The organism is Halorussus salinisoli, from assembly GCA_005239435.1.
Lineage (GTDB): Archaea > Halobacteriota > Halobacteria > Halobacteriales > Haladaptataceae > Halorussus > Halorussus salinisoli.
Genome location: SZNP01000001.1, coordinates 1,085,961 through 1,101,780 on the forward strand (window position 1 = coordinate 1,085,961; position 15,820 = coordinate 1,101,780).

The 15,820-nt window shown below is 64.8% G+C and carries 18 protein-coding genes; 13 read left to right on the forward strand and 5 right to left on the reverse strand.

Annotated elements, in window-relative coordinates; genetic code table 11:
- The first annotated feature begins 335 nt into the window (after nucleotides 1-335).
- Complete coding sequence (locus E2484_RS09780; protein WP_137285006.1) at nucleotides 336-1,058, forward strand: sugar phosphate isomerase/epimerase family protein; 723 nt, start codon at nucleotides 336-338, stop codon at nucleotides 1,056-1,058.
- On the opposite strand, the gene E2484_RS09785 is transcribed toward E2484_RS09780, so the two are convergent.
- Nucleotides 1,047-2,450, reverse strand: coding sequence for a glycosyltransferase (locus E2484_RS09785; protein WP_137285007.1), 1,404 nt, complete (start codon nucleotides 2,448-2,450; stop codon nucleotides 1,047-1,049). The two genes, E2484_RS09780 and E2484_RS09785, sit on opposite strands and share 12 nt — an antisense overlap.
- Nucleotides 2,451-2,659: 209 nt before the next feature.
- Between E2484_RS09785 and dnaG the strand changes: the two genes are divergently transcribed.
- On the forward strand, nucleotides 2,660-4,156 hold the full coding sequence (gene dnaG, locus E2484_RS09790) for a DNA primase DnaG (RefSeq protein ID WP_137285008.1): 1,497 nt from the start codon (nucleotides 2,660-2,662) through the stop codon (nucleotides 4,154-4,156).
- Nucleotides 4,157-4,254: 98 nt separating this feature from the next.
- Here dnaG and E2484_RS09795 read toward each other — a convergent pair whose 3' ends face one another.
- A complete protein-coding gene (locus tag E2484_RS09795) occupies nucleotides 4,255-4,677 on the reverse strand; it encodes a GNAT family N-acetyltransferase (RefSeq protein ID WP_137285009.1) in 423 nt (140 codons plus the stop codon).
- Nucleotides 4,674-5,978, reverse strand: coding sequence for a DUF92 domain-containing protein (locus tag E2484_RS09800; RefSeq protein ID WP_137285010.1), 1,305 nt, complete (start codon nucleotides 5,976-5,978; stop codon nucleotides 4,674-4,676). The genes E2484_RS09795 and E2484_RS09800 overlap by 4 nt, the downstream gene beginning before the upstream one ends.
- 364 nt (nucleotides 5,979-6,342) lie before the next feature.
- On the opposite strand from E2484_RS09800, the gene E2484_RS09805 reads away from it, so the two are divergent.
- Nucleotides 6,343-6,951, forward strand: a complete 609-nt coding sequence (locus E2484_RS09805) for an undecaprenyl diphosphate synthase family protein (protein WP_137285011.1) — start codon at nucleotides 6,343-6,345, stop codon at nucleotides 6,949-6,951.
- Between the two features lies 1 nt (nucleotide 6,952).
- Here E2484_RS09805 and uppS read toward each other — a convergent pair whose 3' ends face one another.
- Entirely contained in the window at nucleotides 6,953-7,903 is a 951-nt protein-coding gene (uppS, locus tag E2484_RS09810; RefSeq protein WP_137285012.1) for a polyprenyl diphosphate synthase, read from the reverse strand.
- A gap of 134 nt (nucleotides 7,904-8,037) precedes the next feature.
- On the opposite strand from uppS, the gene E2484_RS09815 reads away from it, so the two are divergent.
- The 9 genes from E2484_RS09815 to E2484_RS09855 all read left to right on the forward strand — a co-directional run bounded on the left by E2484_RS09815 (nucleotide 8,038) and on the right by E2484_RS09855 (nucleotide 14,566).
- Nucleotides 8,038-8,232 carry a cold-shock protein gene (locus tag E2484_RS09815; RefSeq protein ID WP_137285013.1) on the forward strand — a complete coding sequence of 65 codons (195 nt, stop codon included), beginning with the start codon at nucleotides 8,038-8,040 and terminating at the stop codon, nucleotides 8,230-8,232.
- Between the two features lie 102 nt (nucleotides 8,233-8,334).
- Nucleotides 8,335-8,736, forward strand: a complete 402-nt coding sequence (locus E2484_RS09820) for a DUF5778 family protein (protein ID WP_137285014.1) — start codon at nucleotides 8,335-8,337, stop codon at nucleotides 8,734-8,736.
- Nucleotides 8,737-8,898: 162 nt separating this feature from the next.
- A complete protein-coding gene (gene hemA, locus E2484_RS09825) occupies nucleotides 8,899-10,263 on the forward strand; it encodes a glutamyl-tRNA reductase (RefSeq protein ID WP_137285015.1) in 1,365 nt (454 codons plus the stop codon).
- Nucleotides 10,264-10,343: 80 nt separating this feature from the next.
- The gene (locus E2484_RS09830; protein WP_137285016.1) at nucleotides 10,344-10,619 is read left to right on the forward strand and encodes a 4a-hydroxytetrahydrobiopterin dehydratase; all 276 of its coding nucleotides are present in this window, start codon (nucleotides 10,344-10,346) and stop codon (nucleotides 10,617-10,619) included.
- 16 nt (nucleotides 10,620-10,635) lie between these two features.
- Nucleotides 10,636-11,007, forward strand: a complete 372-nt coding sequence (gene lwrS, locus E2484_RS09835) for an LWR-salt protein (protein WP_137285017.1) — start codon at nucleotides 10,636-10,638, stop codon at nucleotides 11,005-11,007.
- A 122-nt stretch (nucleotides 11,008-11,129) separates the two neighbouring features.
- Nucleotides 11,130-11,792 (forward strand): HAD family hydrolase, encoded by a 663-nt coding sequence (locus E2484_RS09840; RefSeq protein WP_394347901.1) that lies wholly within the window; start codon nucleotides 11,130-11,132, stop codon nucleotides 11,790-11,792.
- A gap of 88 nt (nucleotides 11,793-11,880) precedes the next feature.
- Complete coding sequence (locus E2484_RS09845; protein ID WP_137285018.1) at nucleotides 11,881-12,582, forward strand: potassium channel family protein; 702 nt, start codon at nucleotides 11,881-11,883, stop codon at nucleotides 12,580-12,582.
- Nucleotide 12,583: 1 nt separating this feature from the next.
- Nucleotides 12,584-14,269 carry a potassium transporter TrkG gene (locus E2484_RS09850; protein WP_137285019.1) on the forward strand — a complete coding sequence of 562 codons (1,686 nt, stop codon included), beginning with the start codon at nucleotides 12,584-12,586 and terminating at the stop codon, nucleotides 14,267-14,269.
- A gap of 66 nt (nucleotides 14,270-14,335) precedes the next feature.
- Entirely contained in the window at nucleotides 14,336-14,566 is a 231-nt protein-coding gene (locus E2484_RS09855; protein WP_137285020.1) for an amphi-Trp domain-containing protein, read from the forward strand.
- Between the two features lie 73 nt (nucleotides 14,567-14,639).
- Here E2484_RS09855 and E2484_RS09860 read toward each other — a convergent pair whose 3' ends face one another.
- The gene (locus E2484_RS09860) at nucleotides 14,640-15,311 is read right to left on the reverse strand and encodes a potassium channel family protein (protein WP_137285021.1); all 672 of its coding nucleotides are present in this window, start codon (nucleotides 15,309-15,311) and stop codon (nucleotides 14,640-14,642) included.
- Between the two features lie 84 nt (nucleotides 15,312-15,395).
- On the opposite strand from E2484_RS09860, the gene E2484_RS09865 reads away from it, so the two are divergent.
- The gene (locus E2484_RS09865) at nucleotides 15,396-15,761 is read left to right on the forward strand and encodes a hypothetical protein (RefSeq protein WP_321112276.1); all 366 of its coding nucleotides are present in this window, start codon (nucleotides 15,396-15,398) and stop codon (nucleotides 15,759-15,761) included.
- Nucleotides 15,762-15,820: the final 59 nt, after the last annotated feature.

A 15,820-nucleotide genomic window follows, 5' to 3' on the forward strand; every position in this document is an offset into this window, starting at 1 on the left:
GGAGACTGGACCTTGAAAGTATCTGGATATGCGGAGGGCGGACTTCGGACTTCTCGGCCCCTCACCGTGACGAACTGGCCGATAATCGACTCAGCGCGTGCTGGCGCGGTCGTCGCGAGCGGAGCGAAGTGACTGACGGCTCGTCGGAGCGTGCCTCTGACGGTGGACGAGTGAGCGCAGTGAGGAGTAGCTAGCTATTTCTCCGCCTCCTCTCGTCCTTCCCTCCAATACCGCCGATACCAACGATACTGACGATACCCAACGGCATCAGGGAACCGACTCGCGCCAGCCACTTCGCAACAACCGATTTACCACGTCGGGACCTACCCCTCGCCATGCGACCCGCGATTCAACTCTACACGCTCCGCGAACTAGACGAACCGCTGCCCGACCTCCTCCGGCGAGTCGGCGAGACCGAGTTCGAAGGCGTCGAGTTCGCCGGACTCGGCGACTCGGACCCCGAGGAAATCCGGAACGCGCTGGACGAGGCCGGACTCGACGCCGCCGCGGCCCATGTCGGTATCGAGGCCCTCGAAGCCGACCTCGAAACCGTCGCCGAGACCTACGACCCCCTCGACTGCGACCGCGTCGTCGTCCCGTACCTCGACGAGGCCGAGTTCGCCAGCAAGGAGGCCGTGGCCGACACCGCTCGCCGCCTCCAGACGCTGGCCGGGCGACTGGACGAGAGGGGCATCGCGCTCGGCTACCACAACCACGACCACGAGTTCGCGGACCTCGACGGTCGGACTGCCTTCGACCTGCTCGCCGACGAGACCGACTTCGACCTCGAACTCGACGTCGGGTGGGCGACCGCCGCGGGCCACGACCCCATCGGCCTGCTCGGCCACCTCCGCGGGCGAGTCCCGCTGGTCCACCTCAAGGACGTGTCGGGCACCACGCCGGTCGAACTCGGCGACGGCGACCTCGAAATCCAGGCCTGCGTCCGGGCGGCCCGGGAGGCCGGAACCGAGTGGCTGGTCTACGAACACGACGAACCGGACGACCCCGAGCAGTCGCTGGAACACGGCGCGGAGACGCTGGCCGAACTACTCGGTTGAGCGCACGAACACCGGCGTCCCCGGATTTCCGGCGTCCCGATACCCGAGCGACCGCAGGGCGTACACGAGGTCGGTGACGGTGCAGTCGTCTGCTCGTTCGGCCACGCGCTTCCGGAGGTCGTCCAGCGGAACCCGACCGTCGAACGTCGAAACCGCCGCCTCCACGTCCTCCCGAATCCCACTGCCCTCGAATCCCGAAACCCGGCGTTCGACGCGCTCGGCGAGGTCCCGATAGGTTCGTCGTCCGCACTGCTCCGGACCGCGGACCTCCCGGACGCGCTCTACCATCCGGCGGTTCTCGGCGACCGCCTCGTCCCAGTTGCGGACCGCTCGGACGGCGATGGCTTCGAGTTCTTCGAGACCTCCGGCGAGTCGGTAGTCCTCGGGCACGCAGTCGTAGGCCCACGGTTCGTCGCGGACCACGAGGACCTGCCCGCTGGCGGCCTGCTCGAAGGGCGTCCGGGGCATCGTCTCGTGGTCCGAGGCACAGATGGTGAGGTCGCCGCGCCGGAGCGCGTCGTCGTACTCCTCGCGGGAGCACTCGGGGACGGCGTCCACGAACTCGCGGGCCGCGAAGCCGTCCGGAATCGGGTCCATGTTCGTCATCAGCGTCCGGATTCCGAACTCGCGGTGGAGGGTCTCGGCGGCGTCGAGCACCACGTCGAGGTTCTTCTTTCCCCATCCCGACCCCGCGACGTGGAGCAACTCGGGGACGGCGGCGTACTCCTCCTCGAAGTCGGCGAAGTCGAGCGGACTTCCGGTTTCGAGCGCGCCGTCGAGCAGGTCGTCCAGGAACTCCTCGCGGAGAAGGGCGGTGCCGTACTCTCGCATGCGCTCGGCGTCGACTCCGGCCTTGAACCAGAGACCGTCGGCGACCGCCGCGGCCGACAACTCGGCTTTCATCGGAGCGTCGTCGGGGAGTTCTCGCCCGTGGCGCTTGAACGGGAGTCGGAGGTCGTGGACGTAGCCGACGAGTTCGGTGGGGCGGACCGCGGCGTCCGGGCCGCCGCCGAGGCGGTGGAGCCACTTGTAGAGGTCGTATCGGCCGGTCACTTGCTGGTCCACCGCCACGTCCACGTAGCTCGTCGGGTCGAAAATCGCCTCTTCGACGGCCCGGAACTGGGCTTCGGTGTATCCCGTTTCGGAAAACGCGTCTTCGTGTTCGTGGCCGTGGAGGAAGGGTTCGGCCCCGACGAGGGTCACCCGGTCGCGGTCGGCGAGGACGTACTCGGGGTCGTAGTCGGCCACCTCCGGCGGCGCGAGCAACCAGTAGACGTGGAGGTGTGGGTCGATGTCGAGCCACTCGGCGACCAACTCCACTGCGTCGTTGAGGGTACCGTTGGCGGTGGCGTCGTCGGGTCGATAGAGTTCGGGTACGAAGAGAACGCGCATTCGGTTTCCGCACCGACTGACGACGAAGGCGGTCTTTACCGTGGCGGCCGAGGACCGACGCCCGTATCAAATTGTGGTAATAATTCCGTCGTAAACAGTTCTGCTGACGACAGGTATTTCAGTCGGGCCGTGTGATTTTAAAACATCCATGGCCGCGCAGCTCATGGACACATCATCATCCAGCCCCGACAAGGGGCAGTTCACCACACATGGACGACACAGCAAAATACGTCATTCACGCCGACATCACCGCAGACGGGGTGGTAGAACGGAGTGACGTCGTCGGCGCGGTCTTCGGGCAAACCGAAGGCCTGCTCGGCGACGACCTGGACCTCCGTGACCTCCAGCAGTCATCCAAACTCGGACGTATCGACGTAAACATCGACAGCGAGAACGGACAGTCGTTCGGGACCATAACGATTTCGTCGAGTCTCGACAAAGTAGAGACCTCCATCCTCGCGGCCGCGCTGGAGACCATCAGTCGCGTCGGCCCCTGTCGGGCCACCGTCTCCGTCGCGAGCATCGAGGACGTGCGCGCCGCCAAGCGCCGGAAGGTCGTGGACCGCGCGAAGCAACTCCTCTCGGAGTCGTTCGACGAGGACGTGATGACCTCGCGCGAGATTCTGGAGGAGGTCCGCCAGAGCGTCCGCGTCGAGGACATCGCGGAGTACGAGGGCCTGCCAGCAGGTCCCCGCGTCGCGGACAGCGACGCCATCATCGTGGTCGAGGGCCGGTCGGACGTGCTGAACCTCCTCCGCTACGGCGTCAAGAACGCCGTCGCGGTCGAAGGAACCAACGTCCCCGACGCGGTGGCCGACCTCACGCAGAACCGAACCGTCACCGCCTTCCTCGACGGCGACCGCGGCGGCGACCTCATCCGGAGGGAACTCGCGCAGGTCGGCGACATCGACTACGTGGCGTTCGCGCCCGCGAACAAGTCGGTCGAAGACCTCGCGCGTCACGAGGTCATGTCCGCGCTCCGGAGCAAGCGGCCCTTCGAGGAGTCGATGGTCGGCGACGAATCGGACGAACCAGAACCAGCGGACGCCGACGCACCCGACGCCGACCCGACGTCGGCCAACTCCGGCGCGAGCGAGGCCGGTCCCGCCGCGACCGACGGGAGCGCCCGTCCCGCGCCCGAGAGCCAAGAGACCGTCGGGACGAGCGGTCCCGCGACGCCGGACCCCGAGGCAGAGTCGCCGACCGCAGAGTCCGCGATAGCCGACGCGGAGAGCGTCGACTCTGCGATAGTCGAGGCCACGGCGGAGTCCGACGAGGCCGACCCGATGGACGGTCCCGACGTAATCGACGGCCCGGAGGGATTGGCTGGCGAGTCCCCGACCGACGCCGAGAGTGACGTCGAAACGGACGCCGAGAGTGGCGACGACGAGTCGGTTCCGGCGGTCGACTCCGAACCGGCGACCCTGCGTGGTCACATCGAGGCCGTCGTGGACGCCGAGACCGGAACTGCTCGCCTGCTGGACGAGTCGTTCGAGACCATCGCCGAGGTGGCGGCCGAGAACGCCTTCGACGGCGTGGAGAGCGCCGACGAGGTGCCCTACGCGGTGGTCCTCGACGGGACGCTCGACCAGCGCGTCCTCGACGTGTCGGCCCAGCGCGGCGTCGGTCAGGTCGTCGCTCGGGAGTTCGGCGAGTTCGTCAAGCGACCCGCCGACGTGCGGATTCGGACTGCCGAGCAGTTCTGAAATCGGTTCCGACCCCGCGAAGTTCCGCACCCCGCGACGGCATCGCGGGGTGCGGAACTTCGCAGTTTTTTGCGATGACTATCGTACGAGGTCCCGACTCAGAGGTCGCGGCACATCGTTATCGCGTCGCTCCCGTCGTCGTAGTACGCAGACTCCCGGCCGACCTCCTCGAAGTCCATCGACTCGTAGAGGCTTCTGGCGGCGTCGTTCTCGGGGTGGACCGTCAGCCGGAGTCCCGAACAGCCGGCGTCTCGAAGGTGGTCGACGGTCGCCGAGAGGAGCCGTCGCGCCCGGCCCTCGCGCCGACGTTCGGGCGCGACCGCTATCTCCGCGACGTAACCCGCCTCGTCGTCGTGGAAGGCGACGAGGTAGCCGACCGGAACGTCGTCGGTGGTCGTCGTGACGAGAACGACCGGCGGGCCGTCGATGGCGTACGTCAGCAGGGCGGGATTCGGCTCTCGGAGGGTGGTCTGAAGCTCTCGGAGCGCGCTCCGGTCGTCCGGACGAGCGACTCGAATCACGCCAGCACGACCACCGCGAGGCCCGCGCCGACGAGCGCGCCCGATAGGGTGGCGAGGAAGTTGACGCTCTGATTCCCGAGGCGGTCGCCCTCGACGGTCGCACCGAGCAGGCTGTCCATCGTCATCCCGGCCGTACCGGCGAGGGTGATTACGACCGCGCCGTCGGTGCCGACGCTCCCGAAGAGCAGGCCCACGATGGCCGCGACGACTGCCGCGCCGACGACGCCCGCGAGTTCGCCCTGCCACGTCACCGCGCCGTCGGTGCCGGGTTCGACGCGCTCGAGCGTGGTGACGAGTCTCGGCTGGTCGAAAACGCCGCCGATCTCCGACGAGAGGGTGTCGCTCATCGCGGTGGCGATGGACCCGGCGAACGCGAACAGGAAAACGTCGCCGGGAATCGGAAACTTCGCGCGCGCGGCGTACGCGAGGACGGCCACGAGCGCGACGGCGGCGTTCCCGAGGACGTTGCCGCTCCCGCGCGCGCCCTCGTTGTCCTCGGCGACCCCGCGGGCCTTCTTCTCGTCGTAGCGGAACTTGGTCGAGAGGCTCCCGATGCCGAAGAAGGCGATGAGGACCGCGAACCAGCCGTATCCGCCGAGGACGATGGTCAGCATGGCGAGTAGCGCGCCGGTCATCATCCCCGGAATCGACGCGGTGTCGAGCGCCCACGAGACGTAGCCGAACAGCGCCGTCACACCGATTGCGACCGCGATGCCGTCTACCGTCACCATCACTGTGAGGTCGGCGAACAGCCAGAGCAGGAACGCGACCGACAGCATCACGAGCGGGTCGTCGCGGGCGAACAGTACCGATCGAAGGAGTCCGGCGAGAAGCGCGCCGCTGGCGGCCAGAAAGACGATTTCGGGGAGAGCGGCCGTCGCGCCTTGGACTCGAAGCGCGACGACTTGTCCGGCCACGGCGGCCACGATTCCGCCGGTGACGAACGCGCCGGTCCGGAGTATCGGTTCGGCGTCGAACTCCCACGCGACCTGCTGAGCGAGGTTACCGTAGCCGACGACGAGGATGCTCGCCACGAGGACGTGGCTCGGGAGGCCCGCGAAGGAGGACAGGAGCGTGATTCCGGTCGCCGCGAAGGCGAACGCCGCTAACCCGTGGAGGTGTCCCTCCTGCCGGTCGGCAGGGCGGGCGAACCACTCGAACACCGGCCCGTCGGTGACCGACAGTGCGCCCACGGCGATTGCGCCGAACGCGATGGCTGAGGCCGCCCCCAGCGCCGGGGCCGCGAGCGCTAGCGTCGAGACCGCGGCGTACGCCGCCGCGCGCCGAACTCTAGTCGTCACGTTAGTCCCCCGTTCCGCCGACGCCCACTTAACCTTCCCGAAGCGAGAGGCGTCGTTCGGCGTCGAATCGTCAGACGCGCGTCGGACGGCGGCCAACGCGGGGATTCCTCTCGGAAATCCGGTCCGCTCGTCGTCTCGAAAACGCCTCCCGTCTCGCCACTGCCTGGGCAAACAATCCGCTAAGCCAGAGACGGCTCCTCGTGGCGTGGCAATAGAAATATATTTATTTCCTAAACATAGCATAATATGCTTCCAAAATTCGTAATCATTGCTTACGAGTGGCGTTATCCACGTCGTCGAACGCGACTCCGATTCCTAATTCGAGTCCGTGACGTTTAGGACGGTGGCCGGCGAATCCCCGTCAGTGGGAGTGTACGACCGGTATCTCGCCGCCCGCCTCCGTAGACACGACGCCGACCCGCCCAGTCACGTCGCCGTCAATATAACCGAGCGCGACCTGCTCGAACAGGGCGCGTACGCCACTCTCGAAGCTTTCTTCGAGTGGGCGTTCGAGTACGGGGTCGAGCGCATCACCGTCTACGTCAGCGTTCTCGACCCCGAAGCGGCCCCGACGCTTCGGCGCGAGTTGGACAAGGTGTCGGCTCCGCGCCCGTTGGCGGTCCGCGGACCCGAGGACACCCAGCGCGCCGACGCACCGATTCAGGTCTCCATCGGCCTGGGCGGCAAGCACGAGTTCGCTGGCGCAGTCCGAAAGATCGCCGAGGACGTACGGGACGGCGAACTGACCGCCGAGCAGGTGGACGAGAGCGAAGTCGAGGAGCAGTTGGTGTTCCCCGAGAACCCCGACTTGGTGCTCAAGACCGGCGCGGAGCGTCTCTCGGACTTCATGATCTGGCAGTCGGTCTACTCGGAACTCTACTTTACCGACGTGAACTGGCGGGACTTCAGGAAGCGCGACTACCTGCGGGCGCTGTTGGATTACAAGAATCGCCAGCGCAGGTTCGGTCGGTGAGTCACTCCACCGACGACTCGCCGTCCACGTCCAACTCCTCGATACGTAACTCCTCTGTGCCCAACTCCTCGACGCTCGATTCCTCCGGTAGGTTACTTCGGAATCGGTCGATGATGCTTCGCGCTTCGGCCAGTTCCACGCCGCCGAGTGCCTTCACCAGCGCCAAGGCCCGTTTCACTTTCGCGCGGCGCCACGACTCCTCGCGGGACTCGTAGGTCCGAATCCCCCTGAGGAAGTCCACCTTCGAGAACTCCGGCCAGTAGGGCGTGCAGAAGAACACCGCGGCCTCGTTGCCGTTGGCGTGCCACGGCAGGAAGTTCGAAGTGCGCTCGTCGCCGCCGGTCCGGATGATGAGGTCCACGTCGCGGAGCGGGCGGTCGTAGATGCGGTTCTCTATCTCGGCCACGTCGATGTCTTCGGGGTCCAGATCGCCGTCTTCGACCGCCTCGGCGACGTCGCGGGCGGCCCCGAGGAGTTCGTTCCGGCCGCCGTAGGCTAACGCGACGTTGAGCGTGAACGAGTCGTAGTCGGCGGTCCGGCGCTCGGCGTAGCCGACGGCCTCCTGTACCCGTTCGGGAAGTCGCTCCCGGTCGCCGATGACCTGAATGCGGACTTCGCCGTCGTGAACTCGGTCGTCGTCGCCGAACTCGTAGAGTTTCTCTTCCAGCAAGTCGAACAGCGCCTCGCGTTCGTGGTCGGGTCGCTCGAAGTTCTCGGTCGAGAAGGCGTACAGCGTCAGCTCTTCGACTCCCAAGTCCTGACACCAGTTCAGCACGCGCTCTGTCGTCTGCGCGCCCGCTCGGTGGCCGTCCGGGGCGTCCTCGCCCTGCTTGCTGGCGTACCGCCGGTTGCCGTCCTGAATGACGGCGACGTGCGTCGGTGCACCGGATATCTCCCGTCTGAGGAGTCGCTCGTAGGCGGCCCGAACTCGCCGTCGTGCCCACTGTAACATCCGTTAGTGGCATCGACACCACCGAGAGCAATTAGCCTTTTGACCTCGACTCCGTCTCGGCGCGACCTGTCGCCGGAACAGATTCAGCTAGTTGCATACCTTTTTAAGCGTGGAGGGACTTTAGACAGAACGCAATGGCGAAAGGTACGGTTGATTTCTTCAACGACACTGGCGGTTACGGTTTCATCGACACTGAGGACGCTGACGAAGACGTGTTCTTCCACATGGAAGACATCGGCGGTCCGGACCTCGAAGAGGGGCAGGAAGTCGAGTTCGAAATAGAACAGGCGGACAAGGGTCCGCGAGCAACGAACCTCAAGCGCCTGTAAACGTATCGCGTCGAACTGAGCTTTTATTGACACCGCCCCGACTAGCGGCGGCTATCCTCGCAAACCGCAGGGCGTTTAACCGGCGGTCGGTTTCCTCCACACATGGAAGACGCAGTCGACGAAGACCTCTACCGGCGGACGAAGCAACTGCTCGAACCCGGCGACATCGAACTCAACGGGGCCATCGTCCACACCGACTTCGGGGGCGACGAGGACATCGAGATGCACCAGGCCACCGTGGAGGTCGGCGAAATCATCGCCGAGCACGCGGGCCACGACCCGAAAGACACCTTCGTCTACTCCGGCACCGACGACACCGACTTCGCCTCGAACCAACACCAGGGCCTGACGCTGGACGACGAGTCGTTCGTCTGGGAGTGCCAGCAACTCCTCCGCGAGGGAAGCTTCGACATGGTGTTCTACTACGAGGCCACCGCCGACCACGAGGCCATCCTCGAAGACGTGCGCGACCTCGGGTTCGACGTGACCGGCGTCGAGGGGTGAATCGACGCTTGCAGGTCCCGGCACGACGTGTCGCGTTTGGAAGGGTTTACGTACCGGCCGAACTTAGCTTCCGACGAGAACGGTGCGATGGGTGCATCCAAAGGGTGAAAACATGACTCTCGGAATATCTCTCTCTGGCACGCGATTCGGGAGGCGATCCCCGTGAGTGCGGCGACGGGCGTCGTCTCGGGCATTCGGGTCAGCCACGACCGCGCGAGTCTGGACGAGGTCGAGGCTGCCTGCCACGCCGACGAACAGATGGTTCTCCAACGACTCCTCGACGTACCGGGGGTTCACGAAGCCTTCACGCTCCAGACGTGCAACCGCTTCGAAGCCTACGTCGTCACCGACGCGGACGCGGCCGGGAGAGCGGCGCTGGCCGACTTCGCCCCCGACGTAGGCGGTCATTCGGTCGTGGAGATGAGCCACGAGCAGAGTCTCCGACACCTGTTGCGGGTGGCGGCCGGACTCGAATCGCTCGTCCTCGGCGAGGACCAGATACTCGGACAGATTCGAGACGCCTACGAGTCGGCCCGCGAGGCGGGCGCGCTCGGTCCGATGCTGGACGCGGCAGTGACGAAAGCCATCCACGTCGGCGAGCGCGCACGGACCGAGACCGACATCAACGACGGCGCGGTGTCGGTCGGGAGCGCGGCGGTGAAACTGCTGGGCGACAGGACCGACCTCGCCGAGGCGACCGGACTGGTCGTCGGCACGGGCGAGATGGGGACCATCGCGGCCCACGCCCTCGCCGACGCCGACGTCGGGACGCTCTACCTCGCCAATCGCTCGCTCGACGGCGCGGCCGAGGTGGCTAGAGAGGTGGACCACGACGACGTGCGCACGCTGGCGCTGAGCGACCTCGCCTCGGCGCTCGACTCCGCGGACGTGGTGGTCAGCGCGACGGGGAGCGAGACTCACGTCCTCACCGCCGACGACTTCCGCGGTTCGGGGGAGGTGCTGGTCGTAGATATCGCACAACCGCGGGACGTATCACCCGCCGCGGACACGGTGAACGGCGTGAGCGTCCACGGCATGTCGGCACTGGAGTCGGTCACCGACGAGACCGAACGCCAACGTCGGGCCGCCGCCGAATCGGTCGAGTCGATGATAGACCGGGAGTTCGCTCACCTGCTGGAGAGTTACAAGCGCAAGCGCGCCGACGAGGTCATCTCGGCGATGTACGAGAGCGCAGAGCGCGTCAAGGAACGCGAACTATCGGAGGCACTCACGAAACTCGACGCCCGCGGCGACCTCACCGACGACCAGCGCGAAGTCGTCTCGTCGCTGGCCGACGCGCTGGTCTCGCAACTGCTCGCGCCGCCGACCAAGAGCCTGCGGGACGCCGCCGCCGAGGACGACTGGGGGACCATCAACACGGCGCTCCAACTGTTCGACCCCGACTTCGGTGAGGACGGCCAACCCCCCGCGTTCGTCCGAGAACAGTTCGGCGGCGAGATTCCCGAAGACGTGGCCGAGCAGATGCCCGACGACGTTCGGGCGATGATCGCTGGCGACGACGACTGACGCCGGTCGTCGCGTTCGTGTAGAACTGCTTCGACGCTGCGCCACCGAACTTTATCTGCGATAACGTCGAACTCACACGCATGGCAGACCTGCTTTCCGACGACGAGATTCAGGCTCGGCTACCCGACGGTTGGGAGCGCGTCGACGACGAAATCGTCCGCGTCTTCGAGTTCGACGACTACCTCGAAGGCGTCGCGTTCGCGAGCGAGATCGGCGAACTCGCCGAAGAGGAGTTCCACCACCCGACGATAGAGATTCGGTACGGGGAGGTCGAAGTCCGGTTCACCAGCCACGAGGAAGGGGGCATCACCGACGCCGACGTGGAGATGGCCGAACTGACAAACGACCTGCGCTGATTCGCCTCCGACAGCGATGGACGCCAGATACGTCTTCACGGTCCGCTTCCGCGTCGAACCCGAAACCGACGGCGTCTCGCTCGACCCCGACGAGTTCGAGACTCGGCTCTACCGCGATGCGGACCCGCCGGGCGAGGAAGGATGGCTGTTCTTCCGCGACAACCTCTGGCGCGGCGAGATAAACGACGAGCGCCACTTCCGGCGACTGACCGAGGAGGAACTGGGCGCGAGGGTGCTGTCGGCCGAGTACCGCGCGCTGGAGACCGACGAGGAGTATCTGGAGGCGCTGAAAGACGAGATACGAACCGACCTCGGGACGTTCAACGCCGATTCGGTCTCGGAGGTGCTGAACAAGTATCTCGGGAGTTCGCTGGAGGTGCAGAGATAGGACTCTACCGCAGGAGTTGGTCGGAGAGCGTTCAGAAAGCCCCACGGTGGTTTGGCCAGTCGCTTCTCGCGTAACCGCCGTCGGATGTAACCGGAAAACGTTTAAATTTCCCGAGCACCTACATGTCTGTCCCTATGGTCGCCCGCGAGTACGATTACTGGTTGCTCGACTTAGACGGCACCCTCATCGACGTGGACTGGTCGTATCCGCGCTCGGTGTTCGACCGGGTAGGCGACCGTCTCGGTCGGGAGTTCACCGACCGCGAGGCCGAGATCCTCTGGCACGGCCTCGGCGGGAACCGCAACGACCAGTTGCGAGAGTGGGACATCGACCCCGAGGACTTCTGGCCCGCGTTCCACGACATCGAGGACCCACAGCGCCGGGCCGAGGAGACGTACCTCTACGACGACGCCGCGTTCGTCGGCGAGTTGGACTGCCCGGTCGGACTCGTCACCCACTGCCAGCCGTTCCTCGCCAACCCCGTGCTGGACGAACTCGACATCCGCGACTGGTTCGACACCGTCATCTGCTGTGACGAGGAGTTGGGATGGAAGCCCGACCCCGCGCCGCTCCACCACGCCCGCGAGCAGATCGGCGTCCACCAGAACGGTCACGACGGCGTGTACGCGGGCGACGGCGCGAGCGACGTGGGTGCGGCGTGGAACGCCGGACTCGACGCAATTCACGTCGAGCGCCACGGCCACCACCGCCGCGAACAGTGCGTCCTCGGCGACTACCGCGTCGAGACTTTCGACGAACTGCTGGCTAACGCCAGCGCGGACTGAGACGGCATCTCGAACCTACCTACGGCGGGTTCTTCGGAATCAGACGATAACGATACCTTTTCGGGCGTACCGGAGCGAATGATGCACGATGTATATCGTTATCGTCGGTGCCGGAAACATCGGCAGCCCTCTCATCGAGATAGCGACGGCTGGCGGCAACGAAGTCGTCGTCATCGAACGCGACGAGAAAAAGGCCGACTACGCGGCTTCGGCGTACGATTGTCTCGTACTCAACGACGATGCGACGACGAAGGAGACGCTTATCGACGCGGGTGCCGACCGCGCTGACGCACTCATCTCCACGACCGATGAGGACGCGACCAACATCATGGTCAGTCTACTCGCTCAGGAACTCGACGTTCCCAACATCGTCTCGGTCGTCCACAACCCCGAACACATGGAACTGTTCGCCCGAATCGGCGTGAACACGATGCAGAATCCCCAGCGCCTCATCGCAGAGTATCTCTACCGGGCGGTCAAGCGACCGTCCATCGTCGATTACATGCGCATCGGCGACGAGGCGGAAGTGTTCGAGATTCGGGTCGGCGATAACGCGGGTATCGCCGGTAAGACCATCCAACAGGCAGATTCCGAGGGTTTGCTCGAAGAGGACATGCTCATCGTCGCCATCGAGCGCAACGGTGGCGGCCAACCCATCACGCCTCGCGGGAACACGGAAATCCACGCTGGCGACCTCGTGACGGTGTACTCGGGCGAAGGTGCGACGCCTGAGGTGACCGACGTGTTCGGTCACTTCGAGGACCACAACGTCGCCTCGGACGAAGTCTGACATGGGACGGAATCGGACGATCCGTCAGATTCCCGCGGACCTCGCTATCATCGCGCGTGACGTCGGGTCGCTGCTCGCGATGGAGGCCGCGTTGATGGTCGTAACCGTCGGGGTCGCGGCTATCTTCCGTGAATGGTACGGCGCAGTTTCCTTCCTCGTCGCTTCCGGTCTCACCGCCGCAGTCGGTCTCGGCGCGCGGCGCGTGTTCGCGGACGCCCCCGACCCCCGGATGAAACACGGGATGGTAATCGCCGCCTCCGGGTGGTTCTGCGTCGCGTTCTTCGGCGCGATTCCGTTCCTCCTGACCGCTCACCTCACCCCGCCGGAGGTCATGGAGTCGTACGTCCTGTCGGCACCTCGACCCGACGCCTACGAGGCGGTGACCATTCTCGGAGTGGAGTCCCGTTCCAGTCTGGTCTACTTCCGCCACCCCTTGCACGCCTTCTTCGAGAGCATGAGCGGGTGGACCGGGTCGGGACTGACGATGGCGGTCCACGAACCGACGCTCCCGCGGACGATTCAGTGGTGGCGGTCGCTCATGCAGTGGGTCGGCGGCGTGGGCGTCATCGTCCTCACGACCGCCATCCTCGCTCGGCCCGGAAGTGGAAGTTACTCCCTCTACCGGAGCGAGGCCCGCGAGGAGAAGATTCACCCGAGCATCATCTCGACGGTCCGGACGGTCTGGAAGATATTCGTCCTCTACACCGCGTTCTCTATCGTCGCCATGTTCGTCGCCATCTCGCTGTCGGACTACGGGTCTCAGTTGCCGACGTGGGAGGTGTTCTGGCAGGCGCTCAACCACGCGATGACCGGACTGGCGACCGGAGGGTTCTCCGTCACGGACAACTCCATCGCCACCTACGACTCCCCGCTCATCGAGACCGTGCTGTTGCCGATAATGGCGCTCGGGGCCATCGCCTTCCCGATTCATTACGTCGTCCTCTCGAATCGTGACGCCGACCCGTTCTGGGAGGACTTACAGACCCGATGGCTGTTCATCCTGTTCGGGGCTGGCATCGTCGTCCTCTCTATCCAGAACGCGACGGTCGTCACCGCGGCGTTCGACGCGGCGAACTACGCCGGGTTGCAGACGGTCGGTCTCTCGGCGGCACAGACCACTGCGGTCCGAGACTCTACCTTCCAGTGGATCAGTGCCCTCTCGTGTACCGGCTTCCAGTCGTCGGGTATCGGGGAGTGGGCCGACGGCGGGAAACTGTTGCTCTCGATAGCGATGGTAATCGGCGGGGCCGCCGGTTCGACGGTCGGTGGCATCAAACTCATCCGGGCGTACACCATCGGGCGCGGTATCATCTGGCAGTTCTCTCGGGTGTTCCTGCCCGAAAGTGCGGTCGTCACCGCGAAAATAAACGGGCGGAACCTCGGTCGAAACGAGATGGAGCGCGAGTTCAGCGAGGCGGCCATCGTCAGTCTGCTCTGGATCGGCTTGCTCGTCGTCAGTTCGCTCGTGCTGGTGAACGTCGCCGGGCCTGACTTCAACTACGCCGACGCGCTCTTCGAAGTCGCCAGCGCACAGGGGAACGTCGGTCTCTCGTCGGGCATCACCGGTCCGGAGATGAACCCGCTGGCCGAGGCCATGTTCGTCCTCAACATGTGGATCGGCCGCCTCGAAATCATCCCGGTGTTGGTGTTCGGGCGCTCGCTCATCTACGGCCTGAACCCGCGCTGATTCGCCGACTGTCGCCCGTCGAGAATCACCCCGTCCGATTACTGCGATGCGCGTTGGCAACCGATTATGGGGGTACTCGAAACAGAAGCCGAGAAGTCCCGAGCAGGGATTGCGACGTACGTTCGGGAGTTAGCCGACCAACTCGACGCTGGCGGCGACGTGACGCTCGAACTCGGTGGGAAGCAGGTGGCGCTGAACCCGACCGAACCGGTGACGTTCGAGATGGAAGGCGAGTCCGACTGGACGGAAGGTGACGAAGAGGCGAAACAGAGTATCGAGTTCGAGATGGTGTGGTAGCGCGAGGCCCAGACGGTCGAGGAGGGTACGCTGGACGTTTCGGACGCGGAAACCAACTGACGCTCGTCCTCGGCTACGACTCGTCACCGACGAACGTTCGGATAATCTCCGAATTGAAGCCCTGTTTCGAGAACACCGTCACTAAATCGCCGTCCTGTATCCGCGTGTCGCCTTGAGGCAGAAGGACGGAGTGGTTACGCTCGACGGCGACGATCCGAACGTCGTCCGGTATGGTTCCCGTTTCGTCGGCATCGGCGAGCGTCCGACCTGCGACCGGGCTTTTTTCCGTAACGGTGATCTCGAAGATCTCCGCCTCGCCGGAGAGATGCATGAAGTCCTTGATCGACGGCCGTTGGACCGCTCGATAGAGATACTCTGCAATCAGTCGCTCCGGATTCTCGAGTACGTTGACGCCCAGTCGGCGGAAGAGAGTCATATGTTCCGCATCCTGGACGACCGACACCTGGGAGGGGATTTCGAGTTCCTGCGCGAGGAGCATCACCATGACGTTCGTGGCGTCGGATTCGGTCGTGCTGATGATGGCGTCTGCTCGGTCGCCACCTGCTTCCACGAGCGCGTCCATCGTCGTTGCGTCCCTGTTCATCACGAGACAGTCGTAGTTCTGGGCGATACTGTTGGCTACCGTCTCGTCTCTCTCGACAACGACGACGTCGTGACTCTCCCGAGTAGCGAAACCGATGAGTTGAGAACCGATGTCACCCGCGCCAACGATGACGACGTACATACTCTTTTTCGGAATGCGAAATGGTATAAAAACACCCGATACTAGTTCCACAATTCTAAATAGGATAACTACGAAGTACGAATTATGTCGCCGAATTCAGCCGACGGGTCCGAACCCTCCCGTTCTTCGTCGCGGGAACTCCCCGACGACTTCGGAGAACGTCTCTCCCAACTCGACGAGTCGGAACTCCGTGCCGTTATCTCGTACGCCAAGTCGCTCTTACCGCGACCGCCGACGGTGGAGGACTTGCTCGCAGAGCGACCCGGCGAGGAAATCCTCGAAGTAGAGGAACGAGACGGCTACACGAAGGTCGTCAAGCGGCAATCGTGTGCGCAGGGGTGTGCGGAGTGCCCTCACGGGCCGTATCTGTATCACGTCCGGGTGGAGAACCATCCGGAAGACACGAAAGGACCGTCCTTACATTGGGAGTTCATCGGTCTCGTCCGGTAGTGACACTCTTCTTCACCGAGTGTGACGTCCCTGATCTCAGGGACCGTATCGCGTTGGGA

What these genes read in the sequence shown, in the direction of transcription:
- E2484_RS09780 (WP_137285006.1), top strand. Translation starts at nt 336, where the DNA reads ATGCGACCCGCGATTCAACTCTACACGCTCCGCGAACTAGACGAACCG.
- E2484_RS09785 (WP_137285007.1), bottom strand. Translation starts at nt 2,450, where the DNA reads ATGCGCGTTCTCTTCGTACCCGAACTCTATCGACCCGACGACGCCACC.
- dnaG (WP_137285008.1), top strand. Translation starts at nt 2,660, where the DNA reads ATGGACGACACAGCAAAATACGTCATTCACGCCGACATCACCGCAGAC.
- uppS (WP_137285012.1), bottom strand. Translation starts at nt 7,903, where the DNA reads ATGTTACAGTGGGCACGACGGCGAGTTCGGGCCGCCTACGAGCGACTC.
- E2484_RS09815 (WP_137285013.1), top strand. Translation starts at nt 8,038, where the DNA reads ATGGCGAAAGGTACGGTTGATTTCTTCAACGACACTGGCGGTTACGGT.
- E2484_RS09820 (WP_137285014.1), top strand. Translation starts at nt 8,335, where the DNA reads ATGGAAGACGCAGTCGACGAAGACCTCTACCGGCGGACGAAGCAACTG.
- E2484_RS09830 (WP_137285016.1), top strand. Translation starts at nt 10,344, where the DNA reads ATGGCAGACCTGCTTTCCGACGACGAGATTCAGGCTCGGCTACCCGAC.
- lwrS (WP_137285017.1), top strand. Translation starts at nt 10,636, where the DNA reads ATGGACGCCAGATACGTCTTCACGGTCCGCTTCCGCGTCGAACCCGAA.
- E2484_RS09840 (WP_394347901.1), top strand. Translation starts at nt 11,130, where the DNA reads ATGTCTGTCCCTATGGTCGCCCGCGAGTACGATTACTGGTTGCTCGAC.
- E2484_RS09845 (WP_137285018.1), top strand. Translation starts at nt 11,881, where the DNA reads ATGTATATCGTTATCGTCGGTGCCGGAAACATCGGCAGCCCTCTCATC.
- E2484_RS09850 (WP_137285019.1), top strand. Translation starts at nt 12,584, where the DNA reads ATGGGACGGAATCGGACGATCCGTCAGATTCCCGCGGACCTCGCTATC.
- E2484_RS09855 (WP_137285020.1), top strand. Translation starts at nt 14,336, where the DNA reads ATGGGGGTACTCGAAACAGAAGCCGAGAAGTCCCGAGCAGGGATTGCG.
- E2484_RS09860 (WP_137285021.1), bottom strand. Translation starts at nt 15,311, where the DNA reads ATGTACGTCGTCATCGTTGGCGCGGGTGACATCGGTTCTCAACTCATC.
- E2484_RS09865 (WP_321112276.1), top strand. Translation starts at nt 15,396, where the DNA reads ATGTCGCCGAATTCAGCCGACGGGTCCGAACCCTCCCGTTCTTCGTCG.